The sequence below is a fragment of the Pseudomonas sp. R1-6 genome, from assembly GCF_051132115.1.
Lineage (GTDB): Bacteria > Pseudomonadota > Gammaproteobacteria > Pseudomonadales > Pseudomonadaceae > Aquipseudomonas.
The window spans coordinates 5,485,330-5,507,270 of the sequence record NZ_CP071662.1 but is presented as its reverse complement, the minus strand read 5'-3'; the positions used below and the strand labels follow the sequence as shown (position 1 = coordinate 5,507,270).

18 protein-coding genes are annotated in these 21,941 nt (G+C 60.4%); 13 read left to right on the top strand and 5 right to left on the bottom strand.

The window, feature by feature from the left end; translation table 11 throughout:
- Positions 1-20 precede the first annotated feature (20 nt).
- The gene (polA, locus tag J3P81_RS24645; RefSeq protein ID WP_434561456.1) at positions 21-2,789 is read left to right on the top strand and encodes a DNA polymerase I; all 2,769 of its coding nucleotides are present in this window, start codon (positions 21-23) and stop codon (positions 2,787-2,789) included.
- A gap of 474 nt (positions 2,790-3,263) precedes the next feature.
- Here the strand turns inward: polA and yihA are convergent, their stop codons facing one another.
- Positions 3,264-3,905, bottom strand: coding sequence for a ribosome biogenesis GTP-binding protein YihA/YsxC (gene yihA, locus J3P81_RS24640; RefSeq protein ID WP_434561454.1), 642 nt, complete (start codon positions 3,903-3,905; stop codon positions 3,264-3,266).
- A 191-nt stretch (positions 3,906-4,096) separates the two neighbouring features.
- Here yihA and J3P81_RS24635 point away from each other — a divergent pair, with 191 nt between their 5' ends.
- The 7 genes from J3P81_RS24635 (at position 4,097) to J3P81_RS24605 (ending at position 11,356) form a co-directional block, all read left to right on the top strand.
- Positions 4,097-4,387 carry a c-type cytochrome gene (locus J3P81_RS24635; RefSeq protein WP_420766022.1) on the top strand — a complete coding sequence of 97 codons (291 nt, stop codon included), beginning with the start codon at positions 4,097-4,099 and terminating at the stop codon, positions 4,385-4,387.
- Positions 4,388-4,432: 45 nt separating this feature from the next.
- Positions 4,433-5,044, top strand: a complete 612-nt coding sequence (locus J3P81_RS24630) for a c-type cytochrome (protein WP_420766021.1) — start codon at positions 4,433-4,435, stop codon at positions 5,042-5,044.
- Positions 5,045-5,231: 187 nt separating this feature from the next.
- Positions 5,232-5,873: a thiol:disulfide interchange protein DsbA/DsbL gene (locus J3P81_RS24625; protein ID WP_420766020.1), complete on the top strand. Its 642-nt coding sequence runs from the start codon at positions 5,232-5,234 to the stop codon at positions 5,871-5,873.
- 15 nt (positions 5,874-5,888) lie between these two features.
- Positions 5,889-6,767: an endonuclease/exonuclease/phosphatase family protein gene (locus tag J3P81_RS24620; RefSeq protein ID WP_420766019.1), complete on the top strand. Its 879-nt coding sequence runs from the start codon at positions 5,889-5,891 to the stop codon at positions 6,765-6,767.
- Positions 6,764-8,797 (top strand): diguanylate cyclase, encoded by a 2,034-nt coding sequence (locus J3P81_RS24615; protein ID WP_434561452.1) that lies wholly within the window; start codon positions 6,764-6,766, stop codon positions 8,795-8,797. The genes J3P81_RS24620 and J3P81_RS24615 overlap by 4 nt, the downstream gene beginning before the upstream one ends.
- Before the next feature lie 90 nt (positions 8,798-8,887).
- Positions 8,888-9,667 carry an N-acetylmuramoyl-L-alanine amidase gene (locus J3P81_RS24610; protein WP_434561450.1) on the top strand — a complete coding sequence of 260 codons (780 nt, stop codon included), beginning with the start codon at positions 8,888-8,890 and terminating at the stop codon, positions 9,665-9,667.
- 75 nt (positions 9,668-9,742) lie between these two features.
- Positions 9,743-11,356, top strand: a complete 1,614-nt coding sequence (locus J3P81_RS24605; RefSeq protein ID WP_420766122.1) for an EAL domain-containing protein — start codon at positions 9,743-9,745, stop codon at positions 11,354-11,356.
- 7 nt (positions 11,357-11,363) lie between these two features.
- On the opposite strand, the gene J3P81_RS24600 is transcribed toward J3P81_RS24605, so the two are convergent.
- Positions 11,364-13,154 (bottom strand): ATP-binding protein, encoded by a 1,791-nt coding sequence (locus J3P81_RS24600; RefSeq protein WP_434561448.1) that lies wholly within the window; start codon positions 13,152-13,154, stop codon positions 11,364-11,366.
- Positions 13,155-13,164: 10 nt separating this feature from the next.
- On the bottom strand, positions 13,165-14,511 hold the full coding sequence (gene algB, locus J3P81_RS24595) for a sigma-54-dependent response regulator transcription factor AlgB (protein ID WP_420766015.1): 1,347 nt from the start codon (positions 14,509-14,511) through the stop codon (positions 13,165-13,167).
- 437 nt (positions 14,512-14,948) lie between these two features.
- On the opposite strand from algB, the gene J3P81_RS24590 reads away from it, so the two are divergent.
- The 5 genes from J3P81_RS24590 to J3P81_RS24570 all read left to right on the top strand — a co-directional run bounded on the left by J3P81_RS24590 (position 14,949) and on the right by J3P81_RS24570 (position 19,389).
- Positions 14,949-15,236, top strand: a complete 288-nt coding sequence (locus tag J3P81_RS24590) for a hypothetical protein (protein WP_434561446.1) — start codon at positions 14,949-14,951, stop codon at positions 15,234-15,236.
- A 78-nt stretch (positions 15,237-15,314) separates the two neighbouring features.
- On the top strand, positions 15,315-15,479 hold the full coding sequence (locus J3P81_RS24585) for a DUF1328 domain-containing protein (protein ID WP_003177151.1): 165 nt from the start codon (positions 15,315-15,317) through the stop codon (positions 15,477-15,479).
- Between the two features lies 1 nt (position 15,480).
- Positions 15,481-15,945, top strand: a complete 465-nt coding sequence (locus J3P81_RS24580; RefSeq protein WP_434561444.1) for an inhibitor of vertebrate lysozyme family protein — start codon at positions 15,481-15,483, stop codon at positions 15,943-15,945.
- A gap of 692 nt (positions 15,946-16,637) precedes the next feature.
- The gene (gene gltP / locus J3P81_RS24575) at positions 16,638-17,969 is read left to right on the top strand and encodes a glutamate/aspartate:proton symporter GltP (RefSeq protein ID WP_434561442.1); all 1,332 of its coding nucleotides are present in this window, start codon (positions 16,638-16,640) and stop codon (positions 17,967-17,969) included.
- A gap of 190 nt (positions 17,970-18,159) precedes the next feature.
- A complete protein-coding gene (locus tag J3P81_RS24570) occupies positions 18,160-19,389 on the top strand; it encodes a nucleoside recognition domain-containing protein (protein ID WP_434561440.1) in 1,230 nt (409 codons plus the stop codon).
- A 43-nt stretch (positions 19,390-19,432) separates the two neighbouring features.
- Here J3P81_RS24570 and J3P81_RS24565 read toward each other — a convergent pair whose 3' ends face one another.
- Both J3P81_RS24565 and J3P81_RS24560 read right to left on the bottom strand, forming a co-directional pair.
- Positions 19,433-20,440 carry a DUF5924 family protein gene (locus J3P81_RS24565; RefSeq protein WP_420766010.1) on the bottom strand — a complete coding sequence of 336 codons (1,008 nt, stop codon included), beginning with the start codon at positions 20,438-20,440 and terminating at the stop codon, positions 19,433-19,435.
- A gap of 56 nt (positions 20,441-20,496) precedes the next feature.
- Entirely contained in the window at positions 20,497-21,885 is a 1,389-nt protein-coding gene (locus tag J3P81_RS24560) for a M16 family metallopeptidase (protein ID WP_434561438.1), read from the bottom strand.
- Positions 21,886-21,941 lie beyond the last annotated feature (56 nt).

Sequence of the window (21,941 nt, the reverse complement as noted above, 5' to 3'; positions counted from 1 at the left end):
CGAAAAGGTTGATCCTGCTCATGAGCCAAGCCCCCCTCGTCCTGGTGGACGGTTCTTCTTATCTGTACCGCGCCTTTCACGCGCTGCCACCGCTGACCACCTCCAAAGGCCTGCCGACCGGTGCGGTCAAGGGCGTGCTGAACATGCTCAAGAGCCTGCGCAAGCAGTATCCGGACAGCCCATTCGCGGTGGTATTCGACGCAAAGGGTGGGACATTTCGCGATGCGCTGTACGCTGAATATAAAGCCAACCGCCCAAGCATGCCCGACGACATGCGCGTGCAGATCGAACCGCTGCACGCCAGCGTCAAGGCCCTGGGTTTCCCACTGCTATGCGTGGACAACGTCGAAGCCGACGACGTGATCGGCACCCTGGCCCGTAGCAGTGCCGCCGCCGACCGGCCCGTGGTGATCTCCACTGGCGACAAGGACATGGCGCAACTGGTCGATGGGCACATTACCTTGGTCAATACGATGACCGGTAGTGCGCTGGACGTGGCTGGCGTGAAGGAGAAGTTTGGCGTCGCTCCAGAGCAGATCATCGATTACCTGGCGTTGATGGGCGATTCTTCCGACAACATCCCGGGCGTTCCGGGTATCGGACCGAAGACCGCGTCCGGCCTGTTGGTAGGCGTCAACGGCGGCCTGACCGAGCTGTATGCGCAACTGGACATCGTTGCCACGCTGCCGATTCGCGGCGCCAAGACGTTGGCTGCCAAGTTGGAAGAACACAAGGAAATGGCGTTTCTTTCCTACGAACTGGCGACCATCAAGACAGACGTGCCCCTGGATATCGGCCTTGACGACCTGCAGATGGGCTCGCCGGATCACGAAAAGCTCGCCGAGTTGTATACGCTGCTGGAATTCAAGAGCTGGTTCGAAGAGAACCAGCGCGACGCCAAGCGTGCCGGCCAGGATATCGTGGAAGTCAACGAAGAGCCGGCGGCGGGTATCGAGAAGAAGTACGAGGTCATCCTTGACCAGGCCAGCTTCGATGCGTGGCTGGCGAAGCTGGAGCAGGCGCCGCTGTTTTCCCTGGTGACACAAACCAATGGTGGGGATGCGCAGCACTCTCAACTGGTGGGGTTGTCGTTCTCCGTGGCCCCTTTCGAGGCGGCCTACATCCCGCTGACCCATTCCTACATGGGCGTGCCGGAGCAATTGGATCGCGACACAGTGCTCAAGGCGCTCAAGCCTTTGCTGGAAAATCCGCACAAGCTCAAAGTCGGTCAGCATGCCAAGTTCGAAACCAACATCCTGGCTAATTGCGCCATCGATGGCGACCAAAACAACGGCATCCTGGTGCAGGGCATCGTCTTCGACACCATGCTGGAGTCCTACGTACTGGATTCCACGGCGACCCGTCACGATATGGACAGCCTGGCGCTGAAATATCTGGGGCAGAGCAAGACCGATATCCAGGACATCGCCGGCAAAGGCGTCAAACAGCTGAGCTTCGACCAGATTTCACTTGAGCTGGCGGGCCCGTACGCGGCCGAAGACGCCGACGTGACCTTCCGCCTGCACCAGGCCTTGCAAGAAAAACTGGCCGTCACGCCAAGCCTGGGCAAGGTGCTCAACGAGATCGAAATGCCGTTGATGCCGGTCCTGGCGCGCATCGAGCGCCAAGGGGCGCTGGTGGATGCCAACCTGCTCGGCGTACAGAGTGTCGAGCTGGGTGACAAACTGGTGGCGCTGGAGCGTGAGGCGTTTGCCATTGCCGGTGAGGAATTCAACCTGGGCTCGCCCAAGCAATTGGGCGTGATCCTGTACGAAAAGCTCGGCTTGCCGGTGCTCAGCAAAACCGCCAAGGGCCAGGCATCGACCGCCGAAGCAGTGCTTGCCGAGCTGGCGGAGCAGGATTACCCGCTGCCCAAGGTGCTGATGCAGTACCGCTCGTTGAGCAAGCTCAAGAGCACCTACACCGATCGCCTGCCGGAGCAGATCAACAGCCGCACCGGACGCGTCCATACCAACTACCAGCAAGCCGTCGCCGCGACCGGGCGTTTGTCATCCATAGACCCGAACCTGCAGAACATTCCTATCCGCACCGCGGAAGGCCGTCGGATTCGTCAGGCATTCGTCGCGCCCAAAGGCTACAAGCTGTTGGCGGCGGACTACTCGCAGATCGAGCTGCGGATCATGGCGCACCTGGCTAAGGATGAAGGGCTGCTCCATGCCTTTCGCAACGACCTGGACGTGCACCGCGCCACTGCTGCCGAAGTGTTCGGCGTAGAGCTGGAGGCGGTGACCCATGATCAACGACGCAGCGCCAAGGCAATCAATTTCGGTTTGATCTACGGCATGAGCGCCTTCGGCCTGGCCAAGCAGATCGGTGTCGATCGCAAGCAGTCCCAGGCTTACATCGATCGCTACTTCACCCGTTATCCCGGTGTGTTGGAGTACATGGAGCGCACCCGCGCACAGGCCGCCGAACAAGGTTTCGTCGAAACCATTTTCGGACGCCGGTTGTACCTGCCGGACATCAACGCGAAAAACCCGGCCCTGCGCAAAGGCGCCGAGCGCACCGCCATCAACGCGCCGATGCAAGGCACGGCGGCCGACATCATCAAGAAAGCCATGGTTGCCGTGGATGGCTGGCTGAGCGCGTCAGGGCTGGATGCGAAAGTCATCCTGCAGGTCCACGACGAACTGGTGCTGGAAGTGCGTGAAGACTTGGTCGACCAGGTGAGTGTGGAAATCCGCCAGCACATGAGCGCCGCGGCTAAGTTGGACGTGCCGCTGCTGGTGGAAGTGGGCGTGGGCAATAACTGGGACGAGGCACACTGATTCCTCCGTGCTGAAACCTCCGAGCTCTTGTGGCGAGGGAGCTTGCTCCCGCTCGGCTGCGCAGCAGTCGTAAACCGGGCGATGCGGTCTACTGGAAAATGGACGGGCCTGCGGCGCAGGCCAGCGGGAGCAAGCTCCCTCGCCACAGGGGATTGGTGTAAGGATAGGGATATGGCCATCGCGAGCAAGCTCGCGATAGCGTCAGCCCAGGCAATCGATACCGCATTGAATCATCGCAAACCCAGGCGTGGCCTCGTTAGCTCTGAAATTTCCTACAGTTATTTCCAAAATAATCTGAACTAAAGTTGTGAATTACCACTCAGAGATTCTGAATGGCTGGTGAAGCCCTTCAATGCTCCTATGTTGTGTTAAGTGTTGGCAGATATCTGGACCCCGCCCTAGCGGTCCGGAACTTGGACCCCGAACTTCCCCCTCCCCATACGAAGTCCGGGGTTTTTTTTGCCTGCGATTTGGCTATTCAGCCGCCTCGCCGCCCTTGTCCGCCAGCTCCATCCAATCGGCCAATACCGTGTAGGCCTCTTCCAGCCCCATGCGCTTGGGGGCAGAGAACAACTGGATAGTAATCGTGTCGCCCCAACCCTTACGGATCTCCGATTGCACTTTGAGCAGGGTGTTCTTTGCCGCGCCGTAAGTGAGCTTGTCGGCCTTGGTCAGCACGATGTGCATCGGCATGCCGCTGGCAACGGCCCAATCGAGCATCAGCAGGTCGAAGTCGGTCATCGGATGGCGGATATCCATCATCAGAATCAGGCCTTTCAAACTCTCGCGGCTACCCAGGTAAGCTTCCAGGTGTCGTTGCCAGTGCTGCTTGAGCGGGATTGGCACCTTGGCATAACCGTAGCCCGGCAGGTCGACCAAACGGCGTTCATCGTCTAGCTTGAAGAAGTTCAAGAGCTGTGTGCGACCCGGGGTTTTCGAGGTGCGCGCCAGGCTTGCATGGGTCAGGGTGTTCAGCGCGCTGGACTTGCCAGCGTTGGAACGTCCGGCGAAAGCCACTTCGAAACCTTCGTCGTCAGGGCATTGATCGACTTTGGCAGCGCTGAGCATGAAGGTGGACTGTTGGCACAGGCCAAGGATGGGGTTCTTCAGTTGCATGGGATTTCCGATGTGGGCGGCGTCGGGAATGGACGCGGCAAGCTGTGTCGTTTCCGTTTCAGTGACGCCAGTATATAATGCCGCAGATTTTGTGTGCGCTTTGTCCCAGCGTAGGATGAAGCTCACGGGAGCGATAGAACTGAATTGCGCATCAGAACGCAGCTCGTTCCCAACCCTGAAAAGGTCGTTTTATGACGAAATGGCTGCTAGCTGCCGGTGTCTTGATGCCGCTTTACAGCGCTCAGGCTACACAGGATCCGGAAGCTGTGTACAACCGTGTTTGTGGTGCCTGTCATTCCGGCCAACTACCCATGGCGCCTCGCAAGGGTGACCAGGAAGCTTGGACGCCGAGGTTGGCGAAAGGTATGGGGACGCTGGTGCAACACGTGACCCAGGGTTTCAAGGCGATGCCGCCGCGTGGTTTGTGCATGGACTGCAGTGCCGAGGATTACCAAGCCATCATCCAGTGGATGAGCGAGTAAGCCCGGTCCATAACTCTTAACCCTTAGCCGTAGTTGGATTAGCTGATGAACAAACTGATCGTGAGTCTGCTGTTGACCTTGGGGATAACCGGCGTAGCCCACGCCGCTGGCGATGCCGCCGCCGGTCAGGCGAAAGCGGCCGTATGCGGGGCCTGCCACGGTCCGGATGGCAATAGCATGGCGCCCAACTTTCCAAAACTGGCGGGCCAGGGTGAGCGCTACCTGACCAAGCAGCTGAAGGAAATCAGGGATGGCAAGCGTGTCGTCCTGGAAATGACCGGCCTGCTGAACAACCTGAACGATCAGGATCTGGCGGACCTCGCGGCGTATTTCGCCAGCCAGAAGGGCAGCGTTGGCGCCGCCGATCCAAAACTAGTGGCTCGCGGCGAAGCGCTGTTCCGCGGTGGCAACCTGGAAAAAGGCCTCCCAGCCTGCACCGGGTGCCACTCCCCTGACGGCAAGGGCAATGCCGCTGCCGGTTTCCCACACCTGGGCGGCCAGCATGCCCAGTACATCACCAAGCAACTCACCGATTTCCGCAAGGAAGAAGGTGGTCGCGCCAACGATGGCGACGCGATGACCATGCGTACGATTGCTCGCAAGCTGAGCGACGAAGACATCGCGGCCGTTTCCAGCTACATCCAGGGCCTGCACTGAGGCCGTTGCAAGGGGGACATCTCTTGCAACGTTAACGCCCGATTAATCTATCGATGCAAACATCAAAAGGGTGGCTTTGGCCGCCCTTTTTTGTGGCCGCTGCCGTTACACTAGCGAAACTGAACCCGCCGGGCCCTGTCTGAAAAACACGCCTCGCGAGGCCACCTCATTTGTCCAGGAGTAAAGCATGCGTAATCTGATCATCAGCGCCGCGCTCGTCGCCGCCAGCCTGTTCGGCGTGACTGCCCAAGCAGCTGAAGCACCCGCCGCGCCTTATGTCGAATTGGCCAACCCGGTGCCGGTAGCAGTGCCTGGCAAGGTCGAGGTCGTGGAGCTGTTCTGGTACGGCTGCCCGCATTGCTACGCATTCGAGCCTGTGATCAATCCATGGGCTGAAAAGCTGCCTTCGGACGTGAATTTCGTGCGCATTCCCGCCATGTTCGGCGGCCCATGGGACGCTCACGGCCAGATGTTCCTGACCCTCGAGGCCATGGGCGTCGAGCATCAGGTTCACGCTGCGGTGTTCAACGCGATCCAGAAAGAAGGCAAGAAGCTCACCAAGAAAGAAGACATGGCTGAGTTCCTCGCAACCCAGGGCGTCGACAAGGATAAGTTCCTGGCCACGTTTGATTCCTTTGCTATTCAGGGACAGATCAAGAAGGCCCGTGAGCTGGCGAAGAAATACGAAATCACCGGCGTACCGACCATGGTCGTCAATGGCAAATACCGCTTTGACATCGGCTCCGCTGGCGGCGCGAACGAAGCGCTGCAACTGGCGGACACGCTGATCGCCAAAGAGCGAGCGGCCACCAAGGCTGCTGCCAACTAAGCCCGGCCCACGGCCATGGCCCGCTGGAGTACCGAGCGCATCGTTGGCCTGCACGAACCGCGGGTCAACGAGCACCATGTCGCCTCCACGGGCCTGCCGGCGGACAGCCGCCTGCGGTTGCTCAGTTTTAATATCCAGGTCGGCATCAGCACCGAGCGCTACCGGCACTACCTGACCCGGGGCTGGCAACATCTGCTACCCCATACGGGACGCGCCGGTAACCTGCAAAAGATAGGCGACCTGCTGAAAGACTTCGACCTGGTTGCCTTGCAGGAAGCCGATGGCGGAAGCCTGCGCTCCGGCTACATCAATCAAGTCGAACACCTTGCCCATCTTGGTGCGTTCCCCTACTGGTACCAACAACTCAATCGCAACCTCGGCCGGCTCGGCCAGCACAGCAACGGCGTGCTGAGTCGCCTGCGACCGTGGGCGATCGAAGACCATCCGCTACCAGGCCCCAAGGGGCGTGGAGCGATCCTGGCGCGCTTCGGCGAAGGTCCGGAGGCGCTGATTGTGGTGATGATGCACTTGGCTCTCGGGGCTCGCACCCGAACGATGCAGTTGGCCTACATTCGCGAACTGATCGGCGGCTACAAGCACCAGGTGCTGATGGGCGACATGAACACCCACGCCAATGACTTGCTCCAGACGTCGCCTCTGCGCGACCTTGGCCTGCTCGCCCCGCAGCTCGAAGCCACGTTTCCCAGCTGGCGCCCCCAGCGCTGCCTGGACCATATCCTGCTGAGCCCGACCTTGACCCTCGAACGCGTCGAAGTATTGGCCCAGCCCATTTCCGATCACCTGCCGGTCGCGGTCGAAATACGTCTGCCGGGTTCGCTCACGGCCGACGCATTCCCTGCGCTGAGTCCTTCCCCTTGCGGACCCGATGAATGAGCGACGACGCCGAACGCTGGAGAGAGAAGTACCTCAAGAGCATCGAACAACAGGAAAAGCTTGAGCGCCGCTGGGACGCTCGGCTCGACTTGCTGCGTCGAGGCCTGGTGCGCAGCACCTTGGCCGCCGAGGGTACCGACCGGGCCGTAGACCAGTGCATGAAAGAGATGCGCGAGGTGGTGCGCACCGACGACATGGACGCCGCCCTCGCCGCCTTGCTGCCGCGCCTGGAGAAAGCCGTACTCGATTCCGAACAGCGTCGCGAGACGCGTGTGGACCAAATGAGCGCCGCGTTGACCGCGTTGGTCGCCCAGTTGCAATCCTTGCCGCTGCCTAAGGAAGTCAGCCGGCCATTGAAGAAGTTCTCCAAGCAATTGGATGCCCGGGTCGGCCAGGCGCGGGAAATCCCATTATTGCTCAGCGAATTGAGCGGCTTGCAGGGCAAGGCGCTGAGCGCGCTGGAAACGCCGGATCAGCCGAGCCGGCCCGGTCTGCTGCAACGGCTGTTCGGTGGGCACGGTCACGATGAGGTGCCCGTCCAGCCCCAGCCGTCCGAGCCGACCCGGTCCAGCCCGACGCCTGAGACGGATGCCGCGGCGCTGGCGCCTGCGCAACCGGCAGTCGAGACGGTATCCATCGCACCTGCCCCCACCCCATTAGCGGAGCAAGACCACGCAGCCACCGTGCCAGAAACGGGGCCGGTCGCGGTAACGGAGCCGGCAGATGAACCGCAAGACGAGCCTGCACCGCAGCCCGAGCTGGAAGCCAGCACCCAGGTAGCCCAGGCCGCCGTCGAACCATCCCCGGTCCTCGCCGAGCACGCCGAACCCGGAACCGTGCTGGAAAACCCGGACGAGCTGGTGCCAGAGGCGTCAACGCAGCCGCTTGAGGAAATACCCCTTGCTGTCGAAGAGCCCGTCGAGCTCCCCGCATCGGTCGATCCCGATGAGGCTCATTACGCCCTGCCAGACTCGCCGGAACCCTCCTACAGCTCGGTCGCCAGGCATATCGAAGACACCCTGCTGGGCTTGCTTGGCGATCTGACGTTGCCCGAGCGTCATCGGCCCCAGGCGGAAGCCATGCGAGAGCGTTTGCGCAACGGTTTGAACTGGTATGAGTTGTTGCCGATCCTCGACGATCTGGCGGTGCTTATGTTGGCGATCACTGACAGCGGCCAGCACGAGTTTGAAGCTTATCTGCAACGACTCAACGATCGTCTGGAGTCATTCCAAAGCACGCTGCAAGCCGCCAGCGATGACCATGCCGACAATCTTTCGGCCTCCAGGGAAATGGACTCCCAGATCCGCGAGCAAGTGGATGGCCTGCAGAGCAGCATGCAGCAAGCCGATGACCTGGAAGGCCTCAAGCAAGTGCTGGAAAACCATTTGGAAGGGCTGCTGGGTACGATGGATGAACATCGCAAGCAGCGTGACCAGCGTGAGAAGGACGTTTCGATTCGCCTGAAAAGCCTGGCCGAGCGCGTTGCGTTGATGGAGCAGGACGCTCTGATCGTGCGCGAGAACCTGGAGGAGCAGCGGCAAAAGGCCTTGATCGATCCGCTGACCGGCCTGCCCAACCGCGCAGCCTGGAGCGAGCGTCTCGAACGGGAAGTCGACCAGTGGCAGCGGCACGGCAATAGCCTGTTGATCGCCATGCTCGACCTCGATCACTTCAAGCGGATCAATGACAACTACGGTCACTTGGCCGGCGACCGTGTACTCAAGCTCATTGCCTCGGTCCTGCGCAAGCGTATCCGCGGTAGTGACTTCATCGCCCGCTTTGGCGGCGAGGAGTTCGTCCTTCTGGTGCCAGACACGCCTCTCGCGGCCGGCGCAAAACTGGCCGAGGTATTGCGCGCGGCCATCGAGGCCTGTCCGTTTCATTTCAAGGGCGAGCCAGTGACAATCACGGTGTCGATGGGCATGACGGCCTTCAAGCCGGGGGAACGCAGCGAGCTGGTGCTCAAACGAGCCGATGAGGCGTTGTATCGGGCAAAAAATGCCGGGCGTAACCGAGTGGAGCTAGGCTGAGCAATTGTTCCATTTTATTAAGGGCATCGGATCATCCCTAGGTGATACGTTACACTGTTGCATTATCTTCCTGCGTGCATGTTCTTTGCCATGAAACTTATCCCGCTTCTTGCTTCGCTGCTCCTACTGGCCGGTTGTGCGAGCGGCCCCCGGCTCGATACCAGCCATCCATCGGTCAACCACGACAGCCGTGCCCAATACATCGTGGTGCACTACACCTCGGCTTCGCTTGAACGTTCGTTGTCCCTGCTGACCCACGGCGAAGTCAGCGCTCACTACCTGATAGGGGACGATAAGGACGCGACCATCTACAAGCTGGTGGACGAAAACCGGCGCGCCTGGCACGCCGGGGAAAGCGAGTGGCAAGGCCGGACCTGGCTCAACTCCAGCTCCATTGGGATCGAGATCGTCAATCCGGGCTATATCGACACGGCAACCGGCCGCCTCTGGTACCCCTACAGCGAAGCTCAGGTGCAATCGTTGATCGCCTTGCTCAAGGACATCACCCGGCGTAACGCGATCAACCCGGTCAATATCATTGGCCATAGCGACATTGCCCCCAACCGCAAGCTGGATCCCGGTCCGTTGTTTCCCTGGAAGCGACTCGCGCAGGCAGGCCTGGGCGTCTGGCCGGACGAGGGAGCGGTCGCGCGCCAGCAGGCTGCCTATGGCGATCAGTTGCCGGCCGCGAGTTGGTTCCAGGCCGAGCTGGCCCGCCTTGGCTACCCGACACCTCGCACCGGCGAATGGGATGTCGCCACCCACCAGGTACTGGCCGCCTTCCAGATGCGCTACCGGCCGGCCCGGTTCGATGGCTCGCCAGACGCGCAAAGCGCGGCGATTTTGCAGGTGCTCAATCAGACAAAATAATGACGCTCGTCTGACTAATCGAACCAAATCCAAAACAGAAGCTATAACTCATTGGTAACTTTCGGATTACTGATGATGACGGCTGCGCGCGAAACCCTGCAGAGCTGGCTCCATCGCCCTATTTTCCTGGCGATGACGGCGGCTGCCCTAAGTACCGTGTTGTTGCTGGCGGGCAGCCTGTTTGTCGTCATGCAACAGATCCAACAGCGTGAAAGCGATCAGATGAATGCCCAAGGCGAGCGTTTCCTGCAGCGCCTGGAACAACTTTTCGGCCAACTGCGCGAAAGCCTCGATGACCTGCAGGCACAACCGCTGCGTGGCTGTAACGACGACATGATCGCCACCTTGCAGCAGGTGAGTTTCAATTATCGCTTCGTCTACGAGGCGGCTTATATCGACAGCTCCGGCATGTGCTCCAGTCGTCCGCGCCAGAGCGCTTTGTCGCTGGCACGAGCGCCTGACTTGCGGGGCCCCGCCTACAGCTATTGGCTCAATACCACCACGGAGCCCGACGAGAACCGTGCTGCGTTGATGTTGGGGCGCGGAAATTTCCGAGTGGCAACGTCTCGCGGCCACCTGACCGATGTGGTCGACCTGCCGCCGGGCAGCAGCCTGCTCGTCGTCCTGGATGCTGGCGAGCGGGCCATTCCAGTCCTAGGCACCGAACAGCGCTGGCCACCGACGGAGCCGTGGCCACCGAAAAGCAAAAACGCTTTGCAAGTCACCAAGCATCGGTTGATCTACCGAATGCCGACCGATAACCCGGAATACCAATTGGTGCTGATTGCGCCCCGTAACGGCGTACGCATTCCGGCTAACGCCTGGTGGATGCTGCCTATCAGCCTGGTGCTGGGGCTGGGCATTGGTTTCCAAGTCTTTTTACTCGCGCGCCAGCGTCAGTCCATGGATGCCGAGTTGCACGGTGCTATCCGACGCGGCGAGTTGCAGGTGCTCTATCAACCGATCTTCGATCTGCACAGCCGCAACTGCGTAGGCGCCGAGGCCTTGCTGCGCTGGCGCCGGCCGGACGGCACCCTGACCAGCCCGGATCTGTTTATTCCGATGGCGGAGGACACCGGGCAGATCCGCCAGATCACCGATTTTGTCCTCCAGCGGTTGTTCGACCAGTTGGGCCAGCTGTTGCGGGCCAATCCGCACCTCTACATTTCCGTGAACCTGGCGGCCTGCGACGTGATGGTGCCGCGCATCGGCGATGTGATCGCCCGGCTGCTGGCGATGCATCGTGTGTCGGCGCACCAGATTGCCTTCGAAGTCACCGAGCGTGGCCTGGTCGACGTGCTCGTCGCTCGCGATAACCTGCAATCGTTGCGCGACGTAGGGCATCAGGTATTGATCGATGACTTCGGCACCGGCTATTGCAGCCTGGCTTACTTGCAGACACTGCCGGTGGATTGCCTGAAGATCGACAAGGCGTTCATCGACGCGCTGGGGCACGACGCCGCCAGCAGTGGCGTGGCCCCGCACATCATCCGCATGGCCCACGCGCTGGAGCTCAAGGTCATCGCCGAAGGCATCGAGCACGAGGCACAGGCGTCTTATTTGAGCAGCGAGGGCGTGAAGTTCGGTCAGGGATGGTTGTTTGCCCACGCGCTCAGCGCGGTGCAGCTCATCGAGTTGATCACTCGCGGTCGCCGTCTAGTCGGGCGACGCATGGATGATGAGGCGTGAAGCGCCCTCAGACCGTCAGGGCCATGTAGAACTGGGTGCCCTGCCCTGGCCTTGAGTACACGCCCATACGTCCTCCGTGAAGCTGGACGATCTCCTTGCACAGGGCCAGGCCGAGGCCGGCGCCGCCCTTTTTGCGCCCAACCTGGACGAAGGGTTCGAAGATCCGTCCTTGCTGGCCATAAGCAATCCCCTCGCCGTTATCTTCGACGCTGATGATTACCCGTTCGCCATGGCGTCGGGCTTGCAATCGGATCTGGCCGTCATCGTTGGTGTGGCGCATCGCGTTATCGATGAGGTTGTCCAGCACTCGGTCCAGTTGCGCCGCATCGGCATGCAGGCGCGGCAGCGGACCCTGGATCTCGACGAGTAATTCGATACCTTTCGCTTGCGCTTGTGCGGCAAAGCGCATCCTGGCGGCTTCCAACAGTTCTTCGATGGAGCATGGCGCCAGGGTGAGTTTCTGCAAGCCGTTCTGGTAGCGAGAGAAGTTGAGCAAGTCATTGATGAGCTGCATCAACCGCTGCATTTCCTCGTTGACGGTATTGAGTAGATCCGCTTCACGGGACTCTCGAGGAAAATGCATGCGCTCCTGCAGCAGTCCGAAGGCCATGTGCATGCCAGTCACGGGGGTGCGCAATTCGTGGGAGGCCCGCAGGACGAATTCACTGCGCACCCGTTCGAAGGCGCGTTGCTCGGTGACGTCATGCAGCACCATCACCGCGCCGAGAATCTGCCCTTGGGTATGGATGACCGGCGTGAGGCTGTAGGTCAGCACACGCGACTCGCCATCGACTTCGATGCTCAGGTCGTCCGGCGCCCGCTCTTGTGTGCCGCCGCGCATGACCAGCTGCAACTCGTCGTCCAGCTCGACCCGTCCAAGCGCTTCCCCGAGCCCTTGTCCCAGTCGCTCCTGGTCCCAGCCCAATTGGCGTTGCGCCACGGGGTTGAGATGCTCGAGCCGACCTTGGCGGTCAATCATCAACAAGCCATCGTCAATGCTGTCGAGTACCGCTTGCAGGCGTTGCTGGCCGGCGAGTAGCTCCTCCACATTGGTCGCCTGATGTTCGCGCAGCGCCTGGGCCATGATGCCGAAGCGCCGGCTCAGCAAGTTCAGCTCCGCCGCCGAGGAGATTGGCAGCGTCACTTCGAAATTGCCTTGACCTATATCGTCAGCCGCCGCGACCAACGCCTCGATCGGCGCGCCAAAGCGCCGGGCGATGCCATGGGCCGTCACGAAGCCGATGATCAGCACCGCCAGCCCCACCAGCCCCAGCAGGCCTGAAATCAATAGAGCACGTTCGCGGGCGCGGTCCTGGGTTTCGCTGATTTTGTTCAGGGCATGGCGATAGCCCTCGATCAAGCCTCCACGTAATACGTTGAACTTATCGGTGAGCGCCTGAATGTTGGCAAGATGTTTGGGTTGCTGCAGAGAAGCATCGAAAGCCGCGAGAAAGCTGATGTAGTCGGCTCTGGCGCGGCTGAAGCTGGTGGCGGGTTCGTCCGATCGCTGTTCCTGAGCGATGCCTTCGTCCAGCAACTCGAAATACTGGCGCTTGGACGCTTCCAGCGCCGCCAGGTTGGGGGTTTCGTCGAGCATGATCATCAACTGGTCGCCCAGTGTCTGACGGAGCTTGAGGCCCAGGTCCAGCAGCACGAAGTTGTCGCGAACGGATTGTTCTTGGGTGTTGGCCATCTGCATTACGCTGACCAGTCCCAGCAATAGCCCTAGCAGCGCCACTGTGATCAGCGCCGAAATGCTGAGGAACAACCGTGTGCGCAGCTTCATCGCCAGTTTCATAAGGTGCTGCTCACAGGTTGTATTGCTTGCGTTTGCGATACAGCGTGGACGCGTCGATGCCCAGGGTCTTGGCGGCCTGGTCAAGGGTGTCGGCAGTGGCGAGCACTGCACCGATGTGCGCCTTCTCCAGTTCGTCGAGACTCAGCGCGGCACCGATACGCGGAGCGTTGTTGATCGGTTGCTCGGCCATGCCCAAGTGACTGATTTCAACCTTCTCCTGAGGGCAGATGATGCTGGCGCGCTCGACCACGTTGCGCAGCTCGCGAATGTTGCCCGGCCAGCGGTAGCCTAGCAGCGCTTCGCGTGCCTCATCGCTGAAGCCCCGTGCCGGACGGGCGTATTCTTTGACGAAGCGCGCCAGGAAGCGATCGGCGAGGGTCAGGATGTCCTCGGCGCGTTCGCGCAGGGGTGGCAGGTGCAGGGTAATGACGTTCAGGCGGTACAAGAGGTCCTCGCGAAACCGTCCATCGCGCACCATGTCCTCCAGATTGAGGTTGGTGGCGGCGAGGATGCGGACGTCGGCACGTCGGGTCACCGGATCGCCAACCCGCTCGTATTCCTTGTCTTGGATGAAACGCAGCAATTTTGGCTGCAACGCGAGGGGAAAATCGCCAATTTCGTCTAGAAACAGCGTGCCGCCGTCCGCTTGGTTGACCCGCCCCAGCGTGCTTTCGCTGGCACCCGTGAACGCGCCGCGGCTGTGGCCGAACAACTCGCTTTCCATCAGCTCGGTGGTCAGCGATGGGCAGTTGATGGTGACGCAGGACTTCTTCGCGCGCTTGCTCCAGCCGTGGATCGCCCGCGCCAGTTCGCCTTTCCCGGTGCCGGACTCGCCGAGGATCAGGATATTGGCGTCCGTGCTGGCAACCTGCCGAGCGGTTTCGAGGACAACCTTCATCGCTGGGCTGTGGGAGTCCAGGCCGTCCTTAGGCTTACGCATTTCTCCTTCCAGGGCTTCGAGCCTGGCGGACAGTTGGCGTACCTCCAGTTGCTTGGCGGTCGCCAGCCGCAGTTGGTCCGGGCTGCAAGGCTTGACCAGATAATCGGCGGCGCCGGCCTGGATCGCATCGACGGCCGTGTCCACGGCGGAATGAGCTGTCACGATAACGACGCGCATCCAGGGTGCCTGGATTCGCATCTGTCCCAATACGTCGAGACCGTTGTCTTCGCCCAGGCGCAGATCCAGGAAGCACAAGTCGAATACCTGGCGTTGCAGCAAGGCTTCGGCCTGTGCGGCACTGTTGGCGGTAGCGACGCTATAGCCCTCGTCTTCCAGGCAATAACGGAAGGTACGCAGGATGGCGGACTCGTCGTCTACCAGCAGAATGCGGCCTTGATGCTCGGTGGCGGATTCCATCTTTCCTACGCTCCTTAATGAATGATGATGATTAGTGTCAGAAAAATCGGGCAAGTTGCATGGTCCATTCTGATCGAATATTACCCACCGAATCGGAATCTGTGGACCTCCTTCGTCTAAAAGACTGATTTTCGGCCAATTTTCAGCGCTGCCGGCGACAACGGTTCGGCTCGCTCATTCCGACATCCGTTTCCGACCCGCAATTCAAAAAAGAAATCGGCCGCAGACCTTTATCTCAATTCGTGCATAACGCACGACGCTCGCCAGGCCCATCGTGCAGGATGCGCTCCCGCGAATGGTTGCTGTCTTCCTAACTCTTTGATTTAAAAGGGTTTTATTGTCATAAAAAATCTGGCATGCCAGCTGCAATGTTCTGGTCAACGTGGCGCTGAGGGCGCCTCAACCAGATCACCGCTAGGGTGGGGAGGAGTTTCAGGATGAATCGTCAAGTTGCCGCCCAATTTCGCATTACCCGCCTGCATATCCAGCAGGGGCTGTGGGCTTTTGTCGCGTTGCTGGTCACGCTCGTGGCGGGTCAGCAATTGATGCTCTGGCATGAAAGCCAGAAGCCGGAAGCTCCACTGGTATCCACCTACCGTGCCCCGCAAACCCATTTCAGTGCCGCCAGTACGCTGGCGCAGGAATCCGCTTCGATGCGGATGATGGAAGTTGACCAGCCGCAGCCTCTCTCGGAAATGCCTCGTGAAGAGCGCTGGGTGTTCTGATTCGAACCGGTCGTCCGTTGCACCGGAACCATCATTGCCAGATTCGTTACTAAATAGAAAAGCGTAAGGAGAATCACCATGTTGAGCTGGGCTATTACCTTCCTGATTATTGCCATCATCGCCGCTGTATTGGGCTTCGGTGGTATCGCAGGCACCGCCACGGGCATCGCCAAGATTCTCTTTGTCGTGTTCCTGGTGATGTTCATCGCATCGTTCTTCTTTGGCCGTCGTGGCCGAGGCTGACATGAGCGTGGCTCTTAAAGGACTGGCCGCCGCCCTGCTGTTGGGCGGCAGTGCCATGGCAATGGCTGCCAACGACGGTCAAATGCGGGTCAACCAATTGCTGCAGTCGGACACGCAATATCGCGAGACTTGGCAGCAGGTCGTCAAGAAGGAAGAACGTCTGCCCGAATGGGTGATGAACCTGACGGGCGATGCAGAGCAAATGAACGCGGTCGAAGAGGACGGCGACAAGTATCTGGTCGGACCGTTGTGCGAGACTCAGGCCACTTGCAAGAGCAAACGCCTGTTCGTCGCTTTCAGCTTCGATAAAGACGAAGCTTATGCCCTGTTGGTGGAGGTGCCCGCAGGCCTTCCGGCCGATAAGTCGCCGACCCGTCACGCGGACTATCGTTTTCTTGGCAATCCCGATGAAGGTATGCAAGAACTGTTAATGGAACAGCTCAAGAAAGATCCTAACTGGTACTGATTTCTTGAAGCGGGAAGAGCAACGCTGCTTTTCTCTCTGCGAAGCCCGAGGAGGGCCGAAGCATGACCAGGGGGCTGGGACGTTCTGACCACACAGGGTCGGAGTGACCTACGGGCACAAGGGGTGCCTGCGAAAGGGCCGGGTCAGGTAAAAGCTGCGACGCAAGTTCGCGAAGTCGTGACGGCTTGGCGAACTTGCGTAGAGCTTATCCCCACGCTAGAGCGTCTCGCTGCTCTTGCGCCAATATCCGCCATCCGGCCGCGACACATTGTCCAGTTTGTTCCCCACGAGCTCGAACCGTTACCGTATATCGGAGAATGAGTGCCAGGGTTCTTGTCTCCGACCGGAGCTTCGACCCGCTCCATCCATCGTCTTTCCAAGCAATCCGAATAACGCCCGGCTACGCTGAAATGGCCGCATCACGGCACTTTTGCCTGCTCCAATGGCGTATTCGAACTGTTTGGGACGCACGTTTCGTTTTGTAAAACTCATGCCGATTCGGCATAGGGTAGGCGTTTACGGCATTAGACGATCCCCCCTTGCATCGCAATAGTTGCGCCTTTTTTCGCCTGCTGGTGAGCTGCCTTTGGCGCTCAGGGTGACCTTATACGGGGCAGCGGCATGGGTTCGAACCGCCGTCTGGCGGTCCGTTGATGCGGCTGTCCGAGTCAAACTGAAGTAAGGGTAATGATATGAAGAAGGCAAAACTAAGCCTCGCCTGGCAAATCCTCATCGGTCTGGTGCTCGGGATTGCAATCGGCGCGCTGCTCAACCATTTCAGTGCCGAAAAGGCCTGGTGGATCAGCAACGTGCTGCAACCGGCAGGCGATATCTTTATCCGTCTGATCAAGATGATCGTGATTCCCATCGTGATCTCCTCGCTGATCGTTGGCATCGCCGGCGTAGGCGACGCCAAGAAACTCGGGCGGATCGGCTTCAAGACCATCGTCTATTTCGAGATCGTGACCACCATCGCCATCGTCGTCGGCCTGCTCCTGGCGAATTTCTTCCAGCCGGGCAACGGCATCGACATGAGCACCCTGGGTACGGTGGATATCTCCAAGTACCAGGCCACGGCGGCCGAGGTCCAGCATGAGCATGCGTTTGTCCAGACGATCCTCAACCTGATCCCGTCGAACATTTTCGCGGCCGTCGCTCGCGGCGAAATGTTGCCGATCATCTTCTTCTCCGTCCTGTTCGGCCTTGGTTTGTCCAGCCTGCAATCGGACCTGCGCGATCCTCTGGTGAAGATGTTCCAGGGCGTGTCGGAGAGCATGTTCAAAGTCACCCACATGATCATGAAGTACGCGCCGATCGGTGTGTTCGCCCTGATCGCCGTGACGGTGGCCAACTTCGGTTTCGCTTCCCTGTTGCCGCTGGCGAAGCTGGTGATCCTGGTTTATGTCGCCATCGCCTTCTTCGCCTTCGTGGTGCTGGGCCTGATCGCTCGGGTGTTCGGCTTCTCGGTGATCAAGCTGATGCGCATCTTCAAGGATGAGCTGGTGCTGGCCTACTCCACCGCCAGTTCCGAAACGGTGTTGCCGCGGGTTATCGAAAAGATGGAAGCGTATGGGGCGCCAAAGGCTATCTGCAGTTTCGTAGTGCCTACCGGCTACTCGTTCAACCTCGACGGTTCGACGCTGTACCAGAGCATCGCCGCGATCTTCATCGCCCAGCTCTATGGCATCGACCTGTCCATCGGCCAGCAGTTGATGCTGGTATTGACCTTGATGGTGACCTCCAAGGGCATCGCTGGTGTGCCGGGCGTGTCCTTCGTGGTGCTGCTGGCCACACTGGGCAGCGTTGGCATTCCACTGGAAGGCCTGGCGTTCATCGCCGGTGTCGACCGCATCATGGACATGGCCCGTACGGCGCTGAACGTGATCGGCAACGCCTTGGCCGTGTTGGTCGTTTCCCGTTGGGAAGGCATGTACGACGATGCCAAGGGCCAGCGCTACTGGAATTCTTTGCCGCACTGGCGCAGCAAGGAGCCGTTGCCGGCAGGGGAAACTTCCAGCCGCTGAGGCATGCCTTAAGGCCCCATCGCGAGCAGGCTCGCTCTCACAGAGATCACTCAATCATTGTGGGAGCGAGCCTGCTCGCGATGGTGGCGGCACATGCAACATCAAGCCAACCAGACCCCGGAGAAATCCGGGGTTTGTCGTTTCGGCCAGCCCCGCTATCATTCGCCGCATCTTCCGGGGGACTTAACCGATGCTCAATGGCCTGTGGCTTGGCTTCTTTATCGTGGCAGCCGTGTCCGCACTGGCGCAGTGGCTGATTGGCGGCAACGCCGGGATCTTCGCCGCCATGGTGGAAAGCATCTTTGCCATGGCCAAGCTGTCGGTGGAAGTCATGGTCCTGCTGTTCGGCACCCTGACCCTTTGGCTGGGGTTCCTGCGCATCGCTGAAAAAGCCGGCATCGTCGACTGGCTCGCCAAGGCCCTCGGGCCGCTGTTTCTTCGTTTGATGCCGGAAGTCCCAGCCGGTCACCCGGCGATTGGCCTGATCACCCTCAATTTCGCGGCCAATGGCCTGGGCCTGGACAATGCCGCCACGCCCATCGGCCTCAAGGCCATGCGCGCCCTGCAGGACCTGAATCCCAGCCCGACCATCGCCAGCAATGCGCAGATTCTGTTTCTGGTGCTCAATGCATCGTCGCTGACCTTGCTGCCGGTGACCATCTTCATGTACCGCGCCCAGCAAGGCGCGCCGGACCCGACCCTGGTGTTCTTGCCGATCCTGCTCGCCACCAGTGCCTCGACCCTGATGGGGCTGCTGTCCGTGGCATTCATGCAGCGTCTGCGCCTGTGGGATCCGGTGGTCCTCGCCTACCTGGTCCCGGGCGCGCTGGCGCTGGGCGGCTTCATGGCGCTGCTGGCCACGCTTTCGGCCACGGCGCTGGCGGGGCTGTCCTCGATCCTCGGGAACCTGACTTTGTTTGGCTTGATCATCCTGTTCCTGGCGGTGGGCGCGCTGCGCAAGGTCAAGGTGTACGAAACCTTCGTTGAAGGCGCCAAGGAAGGGTTCGATGTTGCCAAGAACCTGCTGCCGTACCTGGTGGCGATGCTGTGTGCCGTCGGTGTGCTGCGGGCTTCCGGAGCGCTGGATTTCGGCCTGGACGGTATTCGGCACCTGGCCCAGTGGGCTGGCTGGGACACGCGTTTCGTCGATGCGTTGCCCACTGCCATGGTCAAGCCGTTTTCCGGCAGCGCCGCCCGGGCGATGCTGATCGAAACCATGAAGACCTCTGGGGTAGACAGCTTCCCTGCCCTGGTGGCGGCGACGATCCAGGGCAGCACCGAAACCACTTTCTATGTGCTGGCGGTCTATTTCGGCGCGGTGGGCATCCAGCGAGCGCGCCATGCGGTGGGGTGTGCCCTGCTGGCGGAGCTGGCCGGTGTGGTGGCGGCGATCGGGGTTTGTTACTGGTTCTTTGGCTGACTTGTGCAAGCGAGCCTGCTCGCGATAGGGCCTGACGAGCCCTTTATTCCGTCACCTTGAACCGCAGCACGCCGATCATCTGGCCATTCTCGGTCAGCACCCGCACTTGCCATTTGCCTGTCGGGTCGCCTGGGAAATTCTGCTTGTGGGTCCAGGCGCGATAGCCTTCCTTGCGCCCTCCGTGAATGTCCAAAGCGATGCGGTCCACTTCTTTGCCGTTGAATTGCCAGACATGATAGATCCGCTCGTCCAGGCCTCGCGGCGCATTGATGGCGGTGTAGGCGTACAGGCCATTGCTGCGAATCTGGGCGGCGCTGACTTCCTTGAGGCTGGCGCCAGGCGTGCGATCTTCCACTTGGGTGCTGATCGCTACCTCGGTCATCCAGAGCGTGGCGGGCGGTACCCAGGAGCGCAGCACCCAACCGGCGGCGCCAATGCCCAAGGTGATGCACAAGATGGCCAGGGCGTTGCGCACAGTACGGATCGGAAAGATCGAAGCCAGGCTCGGGAATGACAACAGCATGGCGATGCCCAGTGCCAGCTTGAAGCTCTGGTCGGTGGTCAGGTGCAGGATCACTGGCAGCGCGGTCAGCAACGCCGCGAACAGCGTCAGGGTGTGCAACGCCAGGAAAGCCCATCGCCGCGGCGCCAGCCATTTGTAATACAGGGGGTCGGTGATCGAGACCAATGCCGCCGCCGCGAGAAGGCCAGTGAAGATCAGTTGGCTGCTGTTCCAGGTGGTGGTGATGAAGAAAAACGGCAAGACAAAAAACAGGCTTTCCTGATGAATCATTTGCGTGGCGTAACGCAACAGCGGCTGGGGAATTTCCCGTTTGAAAATCCGTGTGAACAACCGGGTCAGGCTGTTCTCCAGCATCAGCCAGAGCCAGCTCACCAGCATCATGATGGCGATCCAGGTCGCCAGGCCTTGCTGGCGATCCACCAGCATGAAACTGCCGACCCCGGAAATGAAGCCGCCGAGCGCGATGACCCCTGGGTAGCGCTTCATCAGTTCGATAATGCGCTGGATTAAATGAGTCAGGTTCGGCATTCGGCAGGTTCACGCTAAGTCGTAGGAAAAATCCCTGACAGGGTACCACTGTGAATTCATTCCGGGTCCCGTCGATGCCTGCGCCGTATCAGCCAGGCCACCAGCCCCAGCAGAACCGCCACCAACCCGCCGAGTGTCCAGACAAGTTCGTCATCGCTGAGCAGCGGCTTCTCGATGCGCAAATAGCCTGGGTCCTTGAGCAGCTCACGCAGGGCCAGGTTGGCCTGTTCCAGGCTGACTGCCTGCAGGCGCTCGGCTGGGTTGGCGAAACGGCCGTCTTCGTAGTCGCCCAGGGCGCTCCAGTAATAGTCCGCCAGTGCGCTGTTGCCTTGGACGGCCCAGGACTGATGGGCAATGGCGGCACGCTTTATCCGCACGAAACTCTCGGGGTCCAGGCCGTCCCTCAACAACGTGTTGCGCAGCGTCTCGAGCGCGTGTTCGGCCTGGGGCAGGTCCTCGCGGGCCAGGTCGGCGTTGAGGCTCAGGAAACCGACGCCGCCGAAGACGTCCCGCTCCACCCACGGGCCATAGGACAGGCCGTCAGCCAGGCGCAGTTGCCGGTAGAGCGCCCAATCCAGGTAATCCTTGAGCAGGTCGAAGGTTTCATCATGTTGTTGCTCCAGCACCGGCTCCGGGAACAGCCAGTGAAGCTTGGCGCTGTCGCCGACCAGCCCACGAATCAGGTTGCGCTTGGTCACCGCGCTGTAGCGGATCTGCGCCAGCGGTTCATGGACGCTGGGTTCGACCGGTTCGAGCTCGCCGAAGGCTCGTTCCAGATAGGCCGGCAGCAGTCGATCGAGGTCACCTACGACGATCAACGTCATGTTATTGGGCGCGTACCAAGCCTTGCGCACCTGTTCCAGTTGGGCGACGGTAAAGCGTTCGACCTCGGCCCGTTCCGCACAACGCAAGCCCAGTTCCACGGCCAGTTGGTTGCTGGCTTTGTGGCCCAGGTCCTGGCGGTCGAGCCAGCGTTGCAGATGGGTGTAATGGCCGCCATCCTCGCGCTCTACCACCCGTTTGGCCGCTTCCAGATTCTTTGCGTCAATTCGGGTACGGGTCAGCAATGCCAGCAACAAGTCCAGGACTTTGCGTTGATTGCGCGCTGGCGCCTCGATGACAAACGTCGTGTCGGCGTTGCTGGTGAAGGCGTTCCATTCGCCACCCAGCGCCTGCATGCGCTCTTCCAGGCCGCCCTCGCCGGTATCGTCGACGCCGCTGAACAGCACATGTTCGAGCAGGTGTGGCAGTTCCTTGTCGGCGCAGCTGAAATCATCGAGGCCCACGCCGACCACCAACCGAATTGCCACATGTCCACGTTCCGTGCCGGGCTTGAGCAACAACTGCATGCCGTTGGGCAACGTATATCCCTCGACCTGGAAGCGATCCTGGGCAACGACGGGTAGGGAACCGAACAAAAGCAGGACGAGTAGCAGACAACGCATGGCGGGCTTCCTGGCGGCTTGTAAATCCATGGTCCGGGGACACACTTGTTGACTGG